General features: G+C 55.4%; 16 protein-coding genes. 2 read left to right on the top strand and 14 right to left on the bottom strand.

The window, feature by feature from the left end:
* Positions 1–16 precede the first annotated feature (16 nt).
* A complete protein-coding gene (locus JMN36_RS10390; RefSeq protein ID WP_204088076.1) occupies positions 17–598 on the top strand; it encodes a hypothetical protein in 582 nt (193 codons plus the stop codon).
* Positions 599–603: 5 nt separating this feature from the next.
* On the top strand, positions 604–1,206 hold the full coding sequence (locus JMN36_RS10385; protein ID WP_012732224.1) for a hypothetical protein: 603 nt from the start codon (positions 604–606) through the stop codon (positions 1,204–1,206).
* 467 nt (positions 1,207–1,673) lie between these two features.
* On the opposite strand, the gene JMN36_RS10380 is transcribed toward JMN36_RS10385, so the two are convergent.
* From JMN36_RS10380 to JMN36_RS10315, 14 genes are all read right to left on the bottom strand, one after another.
* On the bottom strand, positions 1,674–2,558 hold the full coding sequence (locus JMN36_RS10380; RefSeq protein WP_204088077.1) for an SGNH/GDSL hydrolase family protein: 885 nt from the start codon (positions 2,556–2,558) through the stop codon (positions 1,674–1,676).
* Between the two features lie 101 nt (positions 2,559–2,659).
* Positions 2,660–2,938, bottom strand: a complete 279-nt coding sequence (locus tag JMN36_RS10375) for an HNH endonuclease (protein WP_204088078.1) — start codon at positions 2,936–2,938, stop codon at positions 2,660–2,662.
* A complete protein-coding gene (locus JMN36_RS10370) occupies positions 2,935–3,297 on the bottom strand; it encodes a hypothetical protein (protein ID WP_204088079.1) in 363 nt (120 codons plus the stop codon). Before JMN36_RS10370 ends, JMN36_RS10375 begins: the two co-directional genes overlap by 4 nt.
* 49 nt (positions 3,298–3,346) lie before the next feature.
* Positions 3,347–3,799, bottom strand: coding sequence for a hypothetical protein (locus JMN36_RS10365; RefSeq protein WP_204088080.1), 453 nt, complete (start codon positions 3,797–3,799; stop codon positions 3,347–3,349).
* 63 nt (positions 3,800–3,862) lie between these two features.
* A complete protein-coding gene (locus JMN36_RS10360) occupies positions 3,863–4,528 on the bottom strand; it encodes a glycoside hydrolase family 25 protein (protein ID WP_204088081.1) in 666 nt (221 codons plus the stop codon).
* A gap of 260 nt (positions 4,529–4,788) precedes the next feature.
* Positions 4,789–6,363: a Gp37-like protein gene (locus tag JMN36_RS10355; RefSeq protein ID WP_204088082.1), complete on the bottom strand. Its 1,575-nt coding sequence runs from the start codon at positions 6,361–6,363 to the stop codon at positions 4,789–4,791.
* Entirely contained in the window at positions 6,326–7,177 is an 852-nt protein-coding gene (locus JMN36_RS10350; RefSeq protein ID WP_221924393.1) for a hypothetical protein, read from the bottom strand. The genes JMN36_RS10355 and JMN36_RS10350 overlap by 38 nt, the downstream gene beginning before the upstream one ends.
* Before the next feature lie 24 nt (positions 7,178–7,201).
* Entirely contained in the window at positions 7,202–10,972 is a 3,771-nt protein-coding gene (locus tag JMN36_RS10345; RefSeq protein WP_221924392.1) for a tape measure protein, read from the bottom strand.
* Between the two features lie 2 nt (positions 10,973–10,974).
* The gene (locus JMN36_RS10340) at positions 10,975–11,418 is read right to left on the bottom strand and encodes a hypothetical protein (RefSeq protein ID WP_204088085.1); all 444 of its coding nucleotides are present in this window, start codon (positions 11,416–11,418) and stop codon (positions 10,975–10,977) included.
* Positions 11,396–11,689, bottom strand: coding sequence for a hypothetical protein (locus JMN36_RS10335; RefSeq protein ID WP_204088086.1), 294 nt, complete (start codon positions 11,687–11,689; stop codon positions 11,396–11,398). The genes JMN36_RS10340 and JMN36_RS10335 overlap by 23 nt, the downstream gene beginning before the upstream one ends.
* 120 nt (positions 11,690–11,809) lie before the next feature.
* Entirely contained in the window at positions 11,810–16,870 is a 5,061-nt protein-coding gene (locus JMN36_RS10330; RefSeq protein WP_204088087.1) for a hypothetical protein, read from the bottom strand.
* A gap of 100 nt (positions 16,871–16,970) precedes the next feature.
* Positions 16,971–18,248, bottom strand: a complete 1,278-nt coding sequence (locus JMN36_RS10325; protein WP_204088088.1) for a hypothetical protein — start codon at positions 18,246–18,248, stop codon at positions 16,971–16,973.
* 2 nt (positions 18,249–18,250) lie between these two features.
* The gene (locus tag JMN36_RS10320; RefSeq protein ID WP_204088089.1) at positions 18,251–18,880 is read right to left on the bottom strand and encodes a hypothetical protein; all 630 of its coding nucleotides are present in this window, start codon (positions 18,878–18,880) and stop codon (positions 18,251–18,253) included.
* Positions 18,881–18,930: 50 nt separating this feature from the next.
* A complete protein-coding gene (locus JMN36_RS10315) occupies positions 18,931–19,923 on the bottom strand; it encodes a phage tail tube protein (protein WP_204088090.1) in 993 nt (330 codons plus the stop codon).
* Between the last annotated feature and the right edge of the window lie 16 nt (positions 19,924–19,939).

Genomic DNA, 19,939 nt, shown 5'->3' with positions numbered 1-19,939 from the left:
CATGACAGGAGACACCATGAAAAACATCATCCGCACCATTACAACAGCAGCAGCAGGAACCGCAGCAGCAGCCTCACTTTTCGTTGCACCAGCCGCACACGCACTGCCACCCCGTGACCAAGGAACAGCAAATCCGACGACCATCGGAGATCATTGCACTAACCCAGGCGATACCGGGCAAACCATCGCTATCAAACGTAGCTATTTTGACGGGTCCGCCGGAACCTGGACAATATCCAACTACAATGACGAACCGCTACCCGTCACACGCCAAATCACAGAAACCAAGACCAAAACCTGGAATGTGTCTGCTGGCGTTGACTTCCCCATCTTGGATTTAATCCACATGACCTTCTCCACCAGCTACACCGACACGCAAACCTACGAGGTTGGCGAAACCGTGGGACCATACAATATCGCCCCCGGCAAAACTGCCGTCCTTCGTGCTGGCTGGATTGTTTCTGACTTCGAAGGACAGAAGACTATTTGCGGCGCAGACCACACATGGAAGGCAAACGGTGGAAACTTCACCGCTAGCTTACCGAAGGAACGTCACGTGGCCATCAGCACACGCGACAATGACAAGATCGAAGGCTAACCCATATGCGTTACCGTCGAAAAATTGCTGTAACACTGTGCACACTCGCAATCGGCCTGACAACACCAGGCATCTCCACCGCTACGGAGAAATCCTCACCCGGAACATTCGCCGGGGATTTCGAACTGCCACAGCGCTGGAACGATGACTTCAAACCAGGAACGTCATGCGCTACACCGAACAGCAATGGGATCTATCCCATTGCTAAACGCCGCTGGTTTAAACAGACCGATGCCGCCAGCGTCGCCAACCACAACAATCATCCTGTCCCCGTAAAACAACACATCAAGGATGTTCGCACACAGACGGTTGAAACCAGTGTCCAAATAAAAGAGAAAGCTGAACTGCCGAAGTTGATGACCAACACCTTCGGTTTCAACTACGTATACACGGAGCACTGGGCCCTGAAACAAGTCGTAGGCCCGTACAACCTTCCCGCTGGCAAACAAGGCCGGCTGGTCTGGGGATTCCTCATCCTGGACACCACAAACCAGAATGTGACATGCGGGGAAGACCTGACCTGGCACGAAGTAGGAGCCCCATTCGACGCATCCATCCCAGAAAGCCGCTACTCCGAGCTGCGCGTGGATAGTACAATAGAAGAATAAACTGATCCTGATGCGTTGGCCGAAGTGACCAGCCACACCACGGTCTAAACTACCTAACCAACCATCCACCCATAGGGACCAACCGCACCTGGGCTGGTCCCGCTTCTCCATTGCGAACCAAGAAAGATATCGTAAACCACACCAACACAGCCTTAACCCCTAGACATCACCTCAACGTAGCCCAACTCATGGTCAACGAACGCTAACCTACCAGTGACATCGCTGCCATCATCCGCACCACGAAAACAGAAAAGACCCCCGCAGGCGCCTCGCCCGGCCGCCCACAGGGGCCCCTCTCTCATCACACCCCGAGGAAAGGGGGTGTCCTGCTACTATACCTCTACCCATAAAAACCAACAATAAAACAAATCTGCAGCCCACCCCCAAGACCCGTACACACCACTAACGCCTTAGTCGCCCGGGGGTTGTGTGGTGGTGGGGGTAGGGGGTGGTCCCCTGGGGTTGTGTTAGAGCTGGTTGGCGATGGTTTGTGCCATGCGTTGTTGTCCGGTGTGTGTGGGGTGGGCGATGAGGCTGCCTTCGGGGATTCCGAAGTAGCTTGAGTTGCGTTCGTTAGCTGGGCTGCACCATCCGTCGGGTTGGTTAGGTGGGGTGACGTAGGTGGCGTTGGTGTCTTGGGCGGCGGATTTGACGACGTTGTTGATGTTTGTGACGTATTGTTCGAGGAATGCGCGGTCGTTGTCGGAAAGGAAGCCATCATCTATGCATTGGTAGTCTTTCATTGCGGCGGTGTAGTAGCCGGTGAATACTATCTTTGCGTGTGGTGAGCGTTGTCGAGCGTTGTTGGCGATGTCGACGAGGCGTTGGTGGAGGGTTCGGCCTTCTGGGTCGGGGTTGTTGATTTGTGCGGTGGCTGTCGGTTCTGCTGTGTCTTTGCAGTCGGGTAGTCCGGGTATGTGGATGTGGGGGGCGCATTGTGCGAATACGTCGGCTAGTCCGGCATCGTTGCCGCCGAGGCTGATGGTGATGAGTTTAGTGTCCTCAGTGAGGTGTTCTTTTTGTGGGGTGGGTGCTGTGCCTGGTAGGGCGTGGTTTTGTGGTTGGTCGTATTGGTAGGTGAGTGCCCAGGCGCAGGAGGCGTCGTCGAGGTTGAGGTTGAGTTTTTGGGCGAGTTGGTGGGGGTAGTTGTCTTGGTCTTGGACACAGGCGGGGTGGGTGCCGGGGACTTGTTGGGCGAGGGTGCCGGTGGAGGCGTAGGAGTCTCCGAGGGCGACGTATTTGTCGCCGGCGTTGATGGTGTCGGCGTGTGCTGGGTGTGTGGGGAGGGGAAGTAGTGACGCTGGTGTGAGGGCGAGGATGGAGGTGGCGGTGATCGTTTTTATTGTTTTCATTGTGCCTACTTTATCCTTAAGTACTTAATCGACCTACCAGACGTTAGTGATTCTGAGCAAAAAGTAAACCTCTGGGGGTGGACTCTCGGGGTGGGTCGGAATTAGGTGATGCCGGGATGAGGTTCAGGTGGGAGGTGGAGGCGTTGTGTTTTCTGCGTCTTTCCTACGCGTGTTTCCCGGGTTGTTTTGCGGGTGTGGCAGGTGCGGCAGAGCACGCGCAGGTTGGTGGAGGTGTGGGTGCCGCCTTGGCTGGTGGGGATGATGTGGTCAACTTCCCGTCCTGGCGCTCCGCAGAGTTGGCAGGTGTAGTGGTCTCGCTGCCGTATGCGTGTGCGGAGATGCCGGGGAGTTTCAGGTTTGTTCGGGTTGTGTGTGTTCATAGGTCGTGTTTGATGGCGGCGGGGGCTGGCCTGTTGGGAATTTCGTCGGGGTGGGCGTGGCGCCATTCGGCTATGTGACCGAGGGCAGCATCGTATTTGTTGCTAAGAGTGTTGACTCGTTCACGGAGGGTGTCGACTTGGGTTTGTAGGTTGTTGATCCTTCCGGTGAGTTCATTTTTGGTGCGTTCGGTTTCCTTTTGGATGGCGTCGACGAACGCTTTCCATTCGGGGTAGCGCGTTTGTTCTTTGGCGACTTTTTCTTTGCCATGGGCGTTGGTGATGGCGGCGAACCATGAGGCAAGCCCTGCGATGGCGCTGGAGACTCCTGTGATGAGGAGGGTGGTGAGTGGCCCGTGCATAGTGCCCCCTGTGCGGTTAGTTGGTGTTTTTTCGGATGTGTGGCCGGGGTTAGTGTTCGGGGGCTGGTGTGGGATGGCCGGGTGTTCCGCCTTGGGGTGTGATAGTGGGGCGTGGTGGCTGGTAGGCGTCGTTGGTGGGCGTGGTGGGGGTGTAGGTGACAGGCGGTGATGGGGGTGTTTGTGGGGCGTGGAGTGTGTTGTTGTCGCCGGGTTGGGTTTCTGCGTCTTTCGGGCGTCCTGTCGGCCGGTAGTCGGAGTGCTCTCCAGTGGAGACGGCTGCGAGTGCGCCGCTGACAGCTGCGGCGATGCCGGCGGCGGTTTGGAACCAGTCGTCGACTTGTCCTGGTGTGGCAATACCGAGGGCGGTGACGGCTAGCCCGATGATCCCTGCAGTGGTGTAGACGACTTGCCGGAGGTACCAGGGGGAGTGGGTGATGCCTCGGTCGAGGTGAAATTCGCCAGGATGAATGTTGTTGATGTGTGGGATGTCGTGCTTAGCCATGGTGTAATCCTCTACGTGGTGTGCGGTCAGGATTGTGATGGCTGCGCTAGGGGGTGGGGTTGGTTAGTTGCCGGTGAACAGGTGCCGGAGTTCGTCGTGGCTTCCGCGGTAGGCGTTGACGTCGACAACACCGGGGTAGCCGGCGGCATAGCAGTTGGAGCCGTATTGGAGGATGTCGGGGGCGTGGTTGCCGAGTGGGTAGTTCCATCGGCGGTCGGTGTCGCCGGGGTAGAGTTGGGCGGCAGTGCCGTAGCCGTTGGATCCGTAGTTGGAGACCCATAGTGCCCCGAGCCCATCCATGGATGGTTCACCGCCGGGCATGTTTTCCCAGTACCAGGCACCCGAGTAGATGCCGGGCACGTAGTAGCCGCGTGATTCGAGTTCACGTTTCGCGGCCCACACATCGTCGCCAGTGAGGAGGAGTTGGTGATTTCTGCTGACGGACTCAACGTCGATCCATACGCCGAGGTCGCGGCGTCCTCCCATTTGTTGGTCGATGACGTCGACTTGTTGGGCGATGGTGCTTCCCTCTGAGGGGGCGCGAAGATACCAGTATGCTGACGTGATCAGCCCTGCGTTTTCCGCGTCTTGAAGATGGGAGCCGAAGACTTTATCTCGGTAGGTGCCGTCGCAGAGTCGGATGATGACGAAGTCGTATCCTTCGGCTTGTGCGCGGTGTAGGTACATTCCGTTTTGATGTTCAGAGACATCTAGTCCGTACAGTGGCATAGTTACCTCTTTTCTACTTGTTGATCGAACTTAGGTTCGGTAGCCACGTGTGTAGTGTAGGGATCAGCGCTTCCATCGCTGATCGCCCTGTGGTGTAGTCGTCTTGGCCGAAAAACAATGCGTGCGCCTCATTAACCGCATTTAGCATGGATCTTCCCACAACCCATGCCCCCACGGGCGCATCTTCACTCAGGCACACCCCCATGTGCTCCACCCCCTTGTTTTATACAACATGAAGTCTACTCGCTCGAACTTATATTCTAGCCGATGAGGGTCTTTAGTCGCTTTGTGACCGACGAGATGTGCTTTTGGTTATCGTTGAGTTGTTGTAGAGCAGATCGGCGAGCTTTTGCTTCACCAACGGCTAGTTCTACCTCCGGCGGGTGGCCATCTTCACAGGTGATTGTGGCTTCATCAATCCATGTGGATAGCACCATTTCTCGCCATTCGACACCAATTTGGTCACCCACATTCACCTCATAGCCGAGAGAGTATGGGCATTCATTGGTGATCTTAAACGCTGCCGAGAGTCCACCTTTGCCCTTGGCGAGCGCCTCAAACGCTTGCTGCTCGCCCTCCACCGTGAAACCTTCACCTGAGGCAACAAGCTCACGACGCCGGTAGGGGCCTAGATAATGTGCTCGCCGTGTTGCCTGGTGGTGGGTAAACGCCAACAATTTATCTTCCGTCAGCTTGCCTCCGGCTTTCTCCAGCTTCGACTGCAAGTCATCCAATTGTTTATCGTGCCCAGGCCACGCCGTTTTCGCTCCCGCAATAGCCCCACCTACAAAAGAAGCTGTTGCCCGCTTCAACAGTTGGTTAATCGCACCTGGGCTTTTCCCACCAACAGTGACGTCAGCGTACTTTGAGCGGGTAATGGTGACATCCGAAGTGGCGTAGTCGATGTGGTCTGGTCGGAGCATCACCCAGGGCTTGTAGCCGTCCGGATTGGAGCGGGCGGACATGCCGACAGTCGATACGTTGTCTTCCGGATCCCACTTGCGCTTGATGTTTTTCACGCCCTCACGGATATGGCCGGCGACGGACGAATCGGCTGTTACGGGGACGACATCGATAATGAAGGTGGGTTTCCACAGGCGCGTGTGAGTAGGGAACGGTTGCCGATCCCACGGCATCCACAGAGTGATCGTGAGCCTGAGCCCCGCCGCATCTAAGGTTTCTTTTGTCAGGTCGGCTAGTGAGTCGAAGCGGGCAGCAAGCACCGTCCAGGGAGTATCAACTGACTTGTGCAAAGGGTTGACCATGATCGGCCAATCTGCATAGTCTCGCCAGGCGATCGGTGACCACGGGTCGGGGTCGGGTAGAAGATCAAATTGGTAGAGCCTGCGCAGGTTCATGAGGATGAACGTTTTTATCACGCGGAGTGAGTCCCCGGCCCGCACGTCCATATATTTGGGTTGGAGCGATTTGATCGACATCGGGTTGGATTCCATGACAAGATAGTCGGTCATTTCATAGATGGAGGCTCCGCTGATTTCGACAGTCGGGTTGGCACGCTGACTGTGGTCGACGATCTTGTCGACGAAATACGTGTAGCGGGTGTGCCCGTATTCGACGATGAGGAATTGTTGTATGTCGGTGAGCTTGCGTAAAGCCGAGTTGGGGTCGCCGTCGAAGGCTAACGGTGGGATAAGTACATCAACCATCGGGTGATGGGCTGGGACTTCGAGTGCGAAGGTGCCAGCATCGTTGACCTTATCTGAGGCTTTGAGTGAGACGTAGCCGGTGACGATGACCTGTGGGGTTAAGTATTTGTCAGTCAAATAGACGAACGGCTTATGGTCGTCCCGTCGCCTCTGACCAATCGCAGCCATTTGCGTTATTTGATGTTCCTGCATTAGAAATTATCCCCCCTGATTGCGCCCATGGTGAAAGGTAACGGTTTCGCCACAGCACTTGGCAATGGTGGCACTCCACTGCTGTGCCGTCTCCTGGCATGACTGGCCGTGTCCAGGCCACGCCGCGCATGGTGGCCCAGGCTGTATGGTTCGGGTAGCCCTGGTTGTCGGTGACAAGGCCCCCGGTGGCTGGGTCGGTGTAATACGTCAGTCCTGATCGGCCTAAGGCTGGTGGGAGCACGATGAGGCCATTGCGGTCTTCGGTGAATCGTGCTGCCATGCCCCGCCAGCGAACAGTTGGCCATAGTGGAATATCGCCGGTGTTTTCGATGGCTACAATGCCGGTGCCGCTATGTTGGGGGCCGAACCAGCAGCCGTCCTTAGCGGTAAGTTCAACCTCCATGGTGGTGCCGTCTATGGCGGTGGTGTCCTCGGGCAGGCCTACCGGTTTTACAAGATGCACGAAGAGGCACAGTGATGGTTGGCGAGATTCCGTGACGATGAGTTTGGCTGGTTTGAAAAAGTCTAAGCCGTTAAGGAACCGACGGGTGACTGTCTCGACGGTGAGTTCGGGTGTTGTGGTGATCTGCACGGTGAGTGTCGGCTCGATAGGGTCAAGCTCACCGATATCTAGGCTTGGTGACTGGAAACGTGATTGGTGTTTATCCTTTTGGTCACTGATGTTGCCGACGGTGTTACTGATCTTGCCGAGCGTTACCCCCTCGGCACCCTCGTCATCTCCGGCCAGGTGCCATGTTTTTCTTCGATAGTCTAAAAGCTGAATATCCATCAGCAGCCCCCTGGATAATTGGTGTTACACCACCATTGGTGTTGTGAACGTATTGATTTGAACGCCGCGCTCTAAGGCCTCAATCCTGCGCTGATAGTCAGCCAAAGCCTGATTGACCCCACGCCGCACATCATCTGATGACACCGTCATATTGTCCCCGTTCATATTGACGTGCACCTCCACGGGTGGCAGTACGCTACGGCCAGGATCGTCAGCAGGGCCTGCGACAGAGACCTTCACCCGGCCTTGATTATCAAGGATGTCGGGTGCCTTTGTACCGTCAATCCCCCAGGGTGAGCCAAGGTCCTCGGTCACATCGGAGAGAATGTCTCCGAGGAATTGCGCGCCCCATTCGATTGGTGCCCCGATCCGGTCTTCTTCGCCGTTAAGCCAGGCCTCGACACCATCAGCAAACGCTTGAGCGGTTTCATCCATATGCTGAGAGGCTTCAGTCATACCCTGAGCGAAGTCCTGCATCTGCTGGGAAGATAGGACCCATTCACTGTCTCCGGATGTATTGACGGCGATGGAATTATTGGGCAGGATTCCGCCAGAATCACGCAGGAACGCTGGAAGAACACCACCACGCTTGTAGCCGCCGGCACGATCATATGCCGCCGACAGCGAACCATACGTGGCCAGCGCATAGTTCATCGATGCGCGAATATTGGATTCCGGATCCCAAATATCGTCATATCCAGGGTCTTTATACGACTGGAATGTTGGATTAATAGTCTGCATAAGACCCTTCGACGGCGTCCCCTTAGCCGCATTCGAATCCCAATTATTGATCGCGTGCGGATTACCACCAGACTCTTGCTGCATACGGCGCAAAACACTATTAACAAGGGAAACAGGCTGCCCTTTTTCACGAAGAAGCCGTTCGACAAGCCCGCGATACATCTCAACGTTGCCGCCGACGCTCAACCTCTCTTTCACTTTCTTAGCAACCTCTGAGACCTTTTCCTTTAGCCAATTCCACGCATTATCAGCACCCTTAGTCAGATATGCCGGCGCCACCGACTTAGCCAAGCTAGTACCACGACCAATACCCAGACGGCCCTTCACCGCATCAATCTTGCCGAAGAACAACCGCTTAGCCGCATTAGCGAAATCACTACCAAGCTCCATCGCCTTATCCAACACATCATCGGTGACCTCCCAGGCCTTACCCGCAGCATGCTTAATACCACCAATAACACCACCATCAGCAAACCCCACCGATAAGCCACTACCACGACCAGACCGCGCCAGCGCATTCATCCGCGCCACAGCAGCAGGCCCACCCACAGCACGAGTCCACTCCGGCCGCATCACCGCCTCACCGCCAGACAAGTTAAGCACCCCGGCGGTGGGGGAGAAGAACGTATGCACATCACGGCCAGGCGTATAGCCGGGCATCACACCACCCGTAGCGAAATTCACACGATCGAGTTTCTGCACACCCGTAACATTCGCAATCGCATTCCAGGCAGGCAGAATCGCGTTATTGTAGGCAACACCAGCAATCTTCTTTGCAATATCACGAATAGTGTCCCACACCGACGTCCACGCATGCTTGATACCATCAGCCGCAACCTCGAACCAATGCTGAACAGTCCGAACCCCGTCGCTCATCCTGTCGAACGCCGGTTTCACAAACCTATCCACAATCATCGAGATAAAATCGGACATTCCGCGCCAGGCGGGAATCAAAACATTATCAATGACTGCTTTAATCCCATTGACGACAGCAGACCAGACGGCACCAATCGCGGTGAATATTGGCTGCAAGATACCATTCCACAGGCCCTGTAGCACCGCCCCCATAAGGTTCCAGGCAGGCTGTAGAACACCATTCCAGACAGCCGCCATGCCGCTGAGTAGCATGTTCCACGCCGCACCGATCAGAGAGAAAATTGGTTGGAGTACCGCCGACCACAGGGTGCTCACAACCATGCCCATGAAGTCCCACATGGGGTGCAAAACCGACTCCCACAATGCGACCATTCCGGTGACCAGCAAATCCCATCCGGCTTTAATCAAGTTGAACGCCAGAAGAATAGCGGCCTTCGCTATTTCCACCTGAATCATTATCGGCGTTAGAAGCACCGACACAACATACGGCACGATAGTGCCGATCACGCTCGCAGCCTGAGAGAAGAACGAGGAAATAGCCGACCATGCTGTCGACAACCACGTGCCGATTGACTCAAAGACTGGCTGCAGCCATTCCCAGAAGGCTTGCAAAGCGCTACCCACTGACGCCAAGATCGCTTGACCAGCTTGAGTTTTCGTCAAAAACAAGGTGATGCCGGTGATGAGAAGCCCGATGGCGGTCATGATGACACCAACAGGGTTAGTGCTGAAAATCGCGCTCATCAGCGCAGGCAGTGTCCTCAGGCCAGTAAAAATGATGCGCCCGACACCGATAACGCTCTTGAGCGCATTTCCGATATTGAACAGGGACTTCACAATTATTCCTATGCGGGGCCCGAACGCTTCCATAATGCCGGCCCCCGCCTTAACAGCCTTAAAACCCCTATTCAATGGGACGAATGCTTCAGCCCAGAGCATAAAACCGTTAGCAGCCGCCGCCGCTAACTGTGGGTGTTTAGCCAACTCGTTACTTAACGCGGTAATCGCGGGAACAATCACCGAAGTAATGATCGGGACCAGCGCATTCAATAGTGCGGTTAGCGCAGGCAGTGTCCCATTCACAATGGCCACGAGTACAGCTGCCAGTGGTGGAATCGCCGGGGCCAAGGCGGCCACCACACGGATAGCGGCCTGAGCAAGCTGCTCTAACAAGGGGCCCATTTGGGCTAGCCCCTCCTTGAGCGGCCCAAAAGCCCCCATGACAGTATCAACATTGATACTATCTATTGCGGAAAACACTGCGGGGATAACATCGTTAGCCAAATGCTCAAAGACCGGGGCTATCGCATTACTAATCTGCTGCGCAATCGGGCCAAGCTTGCCTTCAAGACCCGCGAAACCATCAGAAATGGCGTTAAACACCGGGATCATCCCGTTATATAACGGTTGAATGATCTCAGCGGTGACGTGGGAGGCCATAGCCTTCATATATTCCATAGACCCCTGGAACGTTTCGCGCTGCTTCTGCGCCGCCCCATGGAACATGGAATCCATAGCCTGGGAGAAATCAGCAAACGACACCTTCCCAGAGCTGACCATATCCGCCACCGCATCTTTGGACACGCCCATCTGCTTGGCGAGCTGATCCTGCAGACCGATACCACGGTCCATGAGCTGGGCCATCACCTCACCGTCGACATGCCCACGAGCAGCAACCTTCGACCAGATCGACCCCATCTCACTAATCGACGTATTCGAATGCGCGGCAGCATCAGCAACATGACTCAGCGTGTCTTGAAGCTCCTGACCCGGTTTAATACCCGAGCCCAACATCACCGACGCAACCTGAGCAGTATCACCCATGAGAAACGACGTGCCCTCAATAGACTTATTAACGTTTCCCATGATCTGGGTAATCTCATTACCCTTATAGCCCAAACCCTCAAGAGCTTTCTCGGCCCGATCAGTCGACGCTAAACGGTTGAACCCATCAGAGAATGCTTTACCAGCACTCACACCGGCGGCAGCGGTAACAGCAATCGCCCCGACTTTCACCGTCTTCTTCAAGCCAGAGGTGATCTTGTTACCCATCTGCTCGCCCCACGATTGGGACGGAGCAACTATTGCCTTATCCAATTGTTTACGAACCTGGGAGAAATTGCCCATCTTCGGGACAATGCTCACCCACCCGGTGCCAACATCAAAGTTCGCCGCCATTTTTAGCCCCCGTTAACGCCAGACCAATCATCGCCCAGCCACTCGTCCATCTCAGCTTTCGACAAGCCCTCCGGTTTCACACCAGCCGTCTCCATTTCCTTACCATCCACCCCAGGTCGAGGAATCGGTTCCGGCCGTGCACCCTTACCATCCCAGGCGCTCATCTTCAGCTGATCCGCAATAAACGCAAGCAACTGGTTGGTTAAATCCCACTCCCACTCATCCTTGCGAGCATCACGCACGATAGCCGAATCAGGGCCCGCAGTAGCGATCAAAGCGATCACGTCATCCCACGACAGCCGGTCACTACCATCATTGACCCACCGCCATCGCACGCCGACTTCGATCAATTCCCGCTCGACTGCCATAGAAAAATTCGGGTCCCTATCCATAGCGTCGATCAGGGAAATAATCTCTGACAGGCTAGCTTTTGTCGCCCCCGTCACTCCACGCCTTCATAAACGTGTTGAACTCGTCCATCTGCATGGCGTCAATAATGTCCAGAGTTCCCTCGGCAGCCTTGTCAGCTGCCCGTTCCAGCATGATCCATGAAAACTCTTCATCGTCCACACCATCGCGTTTCGCCCGGCGACGATCCCCAGCGGTAATGACCGAGCCGATGGGTGGCAGGCTGATCGATTCTCCGCTGTGGGTGGTGTAATCAAACCAGTCATCGTGAGCCTGGTCTGACTTTTTCGTTGTCTTCTTGGCGGCCATATGCGACCTTCCCCCCTATGTCGAATGCGAGTTCTATCTTTTACCTAACAGGCAGATACAGGTAGTTTCCTGATGAAACGCCATTAGGTCTACAGATATCATAGCAGTACATACGTTCGACTACTTCGGGCCGAAGGTCACCCACCACCACCATCCATACGCAACCGCAGCGGATGCCGCCACGAAAATAATGACAGCAACGATGGGGATAAAAACGTAGAGGTAGACCAGCACGATGACCGTGGCGATACCAGCCGTGGAAGCAAACCCTGTGATCGTTCCGGCGATGCCCAACACCACGACCAAGGCCACAAGACCGAGAGATATTGTACCGATAGCCAGCACATGAACCAGAACCCACAGGCGCGAGATTCTTCCCAACAGGGAATTCCGAGTCAGAATATTGAAAATATCCATCGGGATGCCAACCAGCGGGAACGATATAGTGTTCACTATTCGAACATAAAGCGGGATTAGGCTGAACACGATAATAAGCCCCACCACCGTCAGCACTGTCACGGTAACTATTCCCGCAATAGTCAGGCCACTGGCACGGTTAAAAACCGTCAAAAGCAGTGTGACAACAACTAGCCCCATTACGGACACGACAACAGACAACACCGCTAAAGACACCAGCACATCCACCACGCGCCCTGTGCTGATAACCGACGCGACTGCAATAATCACCCCGGCTGCAGCGACAATCAGCAGCCCCCACATCACAATCGGCGCACCTAGTAGGGTGATGAGTGCCCGCAGCGCGATCGTCACACGGCGGGCCGCTCGAATTGGCTGGCCAGAAAGATAAAATAGTACGGCGGCCACGACTGCTAGACCTGCGGATAAAGCGATAAGTCCTGCCAGTGGGGAGAGAAGAACTCTTGGGTGTTGGGCAAGGACCGTGACGAAAATGGCTAGGGCAACAACAGCTGTGAGCGCCCCTCCGACTCCAGGCACAATCGTGGCGGCGGCCACAGCGAAGGTGGCCACTGTTGCGGTGAAAGCAATAGCAATAAGTACACGCACAGGGGCAGTTAATCGCCGAGTCACCATCGTAAGCGGGATGCCGACAAAGAGGACGACCGGGATAACAGCGAGGGAAACAACACCCATTTGGGCGAGTTTCTGTGACCGCAGCCAGGGGATCGCTCCAGTGAGTGCGGCCATGTCGGCAGCGAGTATGCGCAAGACTCGACCGGTGATAAAGGCACCGCTGATCCCGGTTATTGCTGACAGAGCTGCTGCGACAATAAACCTGGGGAGTGTGGCTAGCTGGATGCCGATCCAGGCCAACGTGATGATGGCGGCCATGAGGAACCGGTGATTCACGCCTAAAGCAATAGCTATAGGGGTGAAGAGATCGGCGGCGAGAATGACAACTCCCCACCCCAGCAGGCGAGCCCCGGCAACGAGGCTAGCGGCGGCAATTCCAGCAAGAACAGCCCGGAGGGGAGTAAAGAGCACACCAGCAGCTGTTCGTAGCGCCATGATGAGGCCGGCAAGGGCGGAGGCGATAGTTGTGACAGTGTCTAGGCCAACCGCGTCGAGCAATAGCCAGGGGATCGCTAAGGCAGTGACGATATACCGGAACCAGCGGCCCGGAATCAGCAATGCCGCCCCAACAAGACAAATAACTAAGGTCAACCCCCACGCGATCGTGAAGTTTGTGGCCCACGCGTATTGAGGGGCGGAAGCAGGGGTAGTGACTCCACCCATTATAAGCCAGGCGACCCAGCCGCCATATGCTGACAAGAACAACGCTATTAGGTAAGTCAGCCATAGAGCGTAGTAGCCGGTGGCCAGATAATTCCACACCACCAGCCAAAAACCCAGAATAAGCGGAACCCAGAACCGGTAGGTCGGGCCACGGAAGGGCCAATGAAGAAGCGGAGCACCCAGTTCCCCAAGCCCAAACACCACAGCTCCGGCGGCTGCAATACTGGCATCGATAATCCACCGAAGGGGGACAGCCAAGCGGTACATCTTAGCGACGATAGGGATTAGCCCCACTGATACCGCCGAGCGTGCGACACGTACACCTCGTAGAATCAGGGCCGAGATAAACGGTCCTATTCCTGCTAGTACCCCAGACGACATGAAAAACAGGCCGGACACCACGGTGGATGCCACCACCAGTCGCAGTAGTAGCTGTGCCGCTCCACGGAGACCTGTCACGAACAAAGACAACTGTCCTGCCGTAAAACATGCGATAATAGCGCCGACGACACCCAGAGCAACAGCTCCACCAACGACGATCACCGTCAGTGGTGGGGCCAACAGTGGGGCAGAAGCAACCAGCCCCGCCGCCGCAGCGAGAGCCGATAGAGCCATCACGCTGCCAATAACAAGCACAACTGGCCTAATATCCCGCCTCAATAGAGTAAAAGATGCAATTTGGGAGAGCACCCACGTCACCGACGACGCATAAAAAGCAATTGATGCAGGAATAGCCGCCAAGCCTGTGATAAGGGCGGTCGTACCAGAGAAAAGAGCGGGGATAAGTGCCCGCACAGTGGTGACAGCTAAACCGAAAACCGAGACAATAAAATTCAACAGGGGCACTAGGACACTCCCCAATGCTCCCAATTCTGAGGCTGTGAGAAGTCGCGTTATACGCCGATGGAAAAACAGAGCCTGGGCAAGAGGAAGAACAATGACCAGCGCAATAGACACAGGAGGAATCATCGCCAGCTGAAAACGCAGCAAACGCACTAGCGACAGCATGACCCCCGCCGCAAAAACGGGGAGCACAACGCCGCCAATAGTGACAGCTCGAAGAATGTTAATCAGAGCAGATCGCCCAGTGATCGTTAAGTTCCGTGCAGCAAGAAGAACAATAAGCCCCAACACTGTGGACGAAAACAGCGCCACAATCACAAACGTGATCACAGCAACCGTCGCCGCAATCACGGCCCGCTCTAGGCCAGTCATTCGAAATGGTTGAGTCAGCCGCAAGAACACACGGGCTTTAACGACCACCAGCAACGTCACGGCCACCAATGCTGCTACGTGTGCGATAACCCAGGCAGACGCTAAAAACAGGACAGCAGCCTTAATCGTGACCGGTGCTGCCCCCGCAATCACCAGCAACGGAAAATCCAAAATAATAAACCGTGCCCCGTTAAGCACAGACCAAAAAATGAACAACGCCGCCAACGGATGGCCCGTCAAGAGGGAAATCACGATCAGATCCGCGGCCCATGGCAACAACGCCCCGCCGAGGCTGAAACCGACAAACTGGGTAACAACAAGCCACATGCCGATAACCAGGCCCAGCGTTGACAATCCCACAGGTATGGCAAAAAGTGGCTGCCCAAAGACAAACAACGCGATCGTTAACGCAAAACCAGCTGCCAGCGTGATAAGCGGGCCGAGCAACATGATTGACGCCAGCAACCAATCTTGCGCGGTCAATTCAGATAGCGCCGCGTTGGCCCCCTGTAAAAACTGATCCCAGGCCGCCGTCAGCTGTGGCCACACCTGGGCGAGATTTAACGCATCAAGAGCAGCCACCGATCCGCGAGTAAAGTCACCGGCTAGAGCAGCTGACAATAAAGCCCAGTCATTCGATAACGCCGGAGGATTAGCCCAGTCAGTAAGAAAACGGTTAGCAATATCACCGTACTGTGCTGCATCAAAAGCGCCGACGAACGCGTTATACGCCTTAACCAGATTAGCGGGGTTAAACGCCCCCCAATTCTCGCGGACAATACTGGCAGCGCTATCCCACAGTTTTTGGGCAGCCCGATACAAATCACCGCCGGTACGCGCCAAGTCCGCCAATAATTCACCTGATGCCATGCGATTAACAAAATCGCCCGCGATCTCATTCCACCGATGAAACGCATCACCCAACCACTGGTTTAAATCAGAGACACTCTGATTGTTGAGAAAACTACGCAGCCAGTCTCCGACCACCGTGCCCCACCCTGCCGACGCTTGGCCAAGCCACCCGGCCCACGCCCGGATCGGGCCCGACCACTGGCCCAGGCCCACAGACTCCGCAAGATTCGCCAGCGCGTCACCGAGAGCAGGGACGTTCACAGACGCAATCGCATTATCAATAATGTGGTCAACATCGCCATCCATCACAGCCGTGAGCCACTCTTGCCAATTGGCTCCAATAGTCGCTATGAAGTCACCGATCGCCCTTTGTACATCACCGTTCGACAAACCTGCGATGAGCCCACCGATGCCCACAGTCGACCAGAGAGTCGCAATCTTCTTCACCGCATGGGCAATAGACTTTGTGCGTCTACGCAGCCACGACATGGCGTTATCGAACGCGGCCCTGAAATTATCCAGGTTCGCACCCGTGATCAGATCACGCGGAGCCCAATCAGCAATAAGCCGGAGAAGCTCAGAGTCGGTCATATCCGCGACCGTGTGCTCAACACGATTAATCAGCTGATCGATGGTATCGACCAATGACCGCTCAGAAATGCGGGAAATAATACTGAGCGCCGTGGACAGTGACGCCCGGATAGCTCCAAGATTGGCAAGTCGTCCGTCACCAGTGATGTATTCGACCCACTCGCGCACGTGCCCAACGAAGGCAAAATCTGGTCCATCATGGTCACGTGGAGTTGGCTTCTGAGGTTGGCGATCCACCAACCTGTATAAACACACGCCGTTACTATCCGGCGTACATGACAGGGTGAGCACGCAGGCGGCTAACTCAGAGCGGTTAAACGATTGCGAATCAATATCGGTGACCACCGCGCGGGGAACGAACAGTCGAGTACGCTGCCCATCTGCTGACAGGAGATCGAAGTTTAAACAACGATAAGGAAGGGGCTCATCCAGACGCTCTTCAACACGAACACGAGACGAATCGAATAGCTCTTTGACTGCCCCATCGGCGTGCGTGAGTCTCATCACTGCGGAATTGCCCAGCTCCATGAAAGATACTGACAACGTAACCCCATCCGGCGACGAGACAGTATTCATCGATAGCCCCGACCAGGATTTCGTCTCCTCTGAGGCCAGCGATGTATCTACCTTGACACCATCGGCTGACACATAGCCGGCCGGGGTAAGCCCAACACCAGGTAGTCGACGAATCGGCTCCCTCGCCGACAGGGGAACAGCAAACGGATTAGAAACAGCGTGCCCAATCCACGCACCACCCCCGGCATGCACGTTTGGTGCGCCATGAACAAGATTTCCTCGATTACGCATGTTTCCCCCCCGAAAGCAACGCGTCACTATATCCCCAGTATAAGGCATAAAAAGAAGGGGGCGAGGGCATGTACCCTGGCCCCCGAGGGCAGACTCACAATTAAACAGTGAGAGCGCCGACAACAAGGTAGGCGACGAGGGCCAAGGCCACAGCGTCGCCCAGAAGCACACCCGGCTTGAAAGCCAGCGGGGTGAGGATCGTTTTGAGTAGGCGCCATGTGGTGTAGGCGCCCGCAAACAGGGTTTCCACGCCACGCAGGCCCAATCCGCGGATCGGCAGATGACCGATCTGGGGGATACGTGTCAGCAAGAAAATGTTGAACAGGATGCGGCCAATATTGAGAGCATTCAGGATCAACATGATGTTGTTGCCGCGAACCGCGATACGGATCGGGGTGGACAAGACCAGCATATCCACAGCGGCGCGGATAGCTTTGACCACCACCGAGGTGTTGAATGCGGTGACAGTGTTAATGATCAAGTCGTTGAAGACATTGAGCAGGGCCATCCGGATTTCGTGGTGGTTGAACATCTGGAGTGCAACAACGGCGAATGGTAATGCCTTCGCCGACTTGACCTGGGCGATGACTGGAGCGGCAAGAAGCCCCTTGCCTGCAGTTAAGAAGCCTTTAACGATAGCCGCTTTGAGTGCAGCGCCCACATCTGCGATAGCTTTGACCGCTTCGGCGCCTTGGCCGACAACGGCACCGATAGCTAGCGCAATAGCCAGCAGGGGAGTCAGCGTCTTATTAGCGCGGGCGGCATGGCGGACGGCCTCATCGGCACCAATGGAAGCCAGGTCAGCGATGACTCGGGCGCCCCGGTCAGTGATCGCGTCGACATGCTTACGAATGTCGTCCAGCTCATCTTGACGCAGCCCAGCCAGGGCCTCAAGAACGTGACCGGGGAGAGCGCCGCCGGGAAGGTTCTCAACAATCTTTGCGATTGGTGCTGAAGCATTGAGCGTGTCGAGTGCTTCAGCAAAATCCCTTACAGATGACCGGACATCATCAAGAGAAGACACGTCGCCGAGGCCCAGATCCTTAAGCTGGTTCTCAAGACCGTCAACCAGTTCGTCCGCGGCCGTCTTGAAATCCGCCACCTTCTTAAGCGGATCGGGTTCTTCCAGCGCTGTTTCAAGGTTTGCCCTCAACGTGTCTTTCACCTTTTGGCCGCTTTCGGCCTCATTCGCCAACGTGCTTAGCGCCTGCTCGACGTTGGAGCGGGCATCATCCGACACGTTCAGCACAGCGTTGGACGCCTGGGTGAAAACATTCGCGAGCTCATGGGGAAGGACACCGGCTGACTCCAGCCGGTCAATGAGAGTTGACGGTGAGAATTCGCCGTACGAATCGCGGTCAGTGTACTTATACTCCATATTTACTTAGCCCCCTCGTTCTCGTTGTGGACAGCGCGCAAAATGTCGACAATCGTGCCGCCCATCGGTTTCGCTGTAGTGCCGATACTGGTCACCAAGTCAGTGATCTTCTTACGGTCACCTTCAGTGAGATGGTCGAACTTACCGACTAGCTCAGGGAAACCATCGCCCGGAGTAATACCATCGAACAGCTTCTTGCCATAGGTGGAATTGACGAACTCATCAATAGCCTCACCTACTTTTCCAGCGTTCTTTGCCAACTCGTCGACATGGTCGGCGACCTGCTGTGGCAACGCTTCTGAATCCCCAAACTGGGCCGCGACCTGATCATGCAGAGTCGTCTTCGCATCATTGATGCCCTTGATCGCGGCAGGAACACCAGTGCCGGGGAACACCAGGGGGCCACCGAGGATCTGTTTGATATCTTCAGCAAGCGTTTTGGCGTCTTTGACGGTGCGGCCCAACATGGACACTTGCTGGGGGATTGACTCAGTCAACTTGTCGATCAGCCCGTTGAAATTCGTGAACATTCCGGACAGAGAATCGGCAGTATCTTTTTCCACTCCACCCTGCTGCTGAAGATCGCGCAGAGACTTAGTGATCTGTGACAAAAGGCTTTCTTTGTCAGCCATAGGAATAAACCTCCAAAAAATTTTTTATGAACAATGCCTACACGAGTAGGTCAGAGAATCCCCCCAGTGAGGTCATCCAAGGTCTGGCGTCCGCCAGCACCAGAGAGAAGATCAACAACAGACTGAGCCCACCGGCGATACTTATTCAGCGGCGTAAACGGCAAAGCCTCAACATCGTGAATGAGCGTGGCCCCATCGGCCCCCTCCAATAGATCAGCCAACAGCTTAAGAATGTCATCGACACCATCCAGCGGGCGCAGATGGTTAACAAGCTTCTCGATGAAATCGAGGTCTAATCCGCCCTTGCCGTCAATGAGGGAGTAGAACAAGCCGGCGACCAAGTCCGGAGAAATCGGCAACCCATCAATAGCGTTGCGCACAATATCCTCGATCTCTGCCAGCGAGATCACCGGAAGACCATCGTCAGGGAAGCGATCATCCTCGTCGCGCTTGACGTTACGGCGATCAATGTAGGTGTAGAGCTTGTTGTCATTGTCATCGGGGAAACACTCGATGGTGGCGTCAAAGCCAACAACCTCAGAGCGGGAAAAGACCTGGTCATCAAGCTCAGAGACGCGGCCATTCGGGATGAACAGTCGCCCCTTGACCCCATCGCCGCCGTGAATGTCGAAAATGTAGGACCGGTACGGGGTGTCGGTCGCGTTATCAATCATCTGGATAGCGCGCCCATCGTGCCGTGAACGGAAATTCCCGTCACCAAGCATCGCTGTCGCCACATGAGAATTCACGATCTCATGGAACTTGGCCTTGATCTGGACAGAATGGCTTGACTGCAGAACAGCCATTGTGTCGCCATTCCAATCCACAACATTGTCCGTATCCCGGTCAACAGTCTTCGTCACGCCATCTTCAGAAATGTAGCCCGCCGGGCTGAACCGATTGACAGCAGGCAATGCTGCTACCCGGATCGACGCCGAATGCGGAGCCTGAAGTGGATTAATGCCGGCCTTACCGATCCAAGCAGCCCCGCCGCTCTTCACTTCGGGCGCGCCGACAACAATATTTTGTCGCATACGTGCCATGCGAATCCCCCCAAAA

This window comes from Corynebacterium pseudokroppenstedtii (assembly GCF_019754945.1).
GTDB classification, from domain to species: domain Bacteria; phylum Actinomycetota; class Actinomycetes; order Mycobacteriales; family Mycobacteriaceae; genus Corynebacterium; species Corynebacterium pseudokroppenstedtii.
Note: the sequence above shows the minus strand (reverse complement) of the source record. Positions and strands in the feature narration are given on the sequence as shown.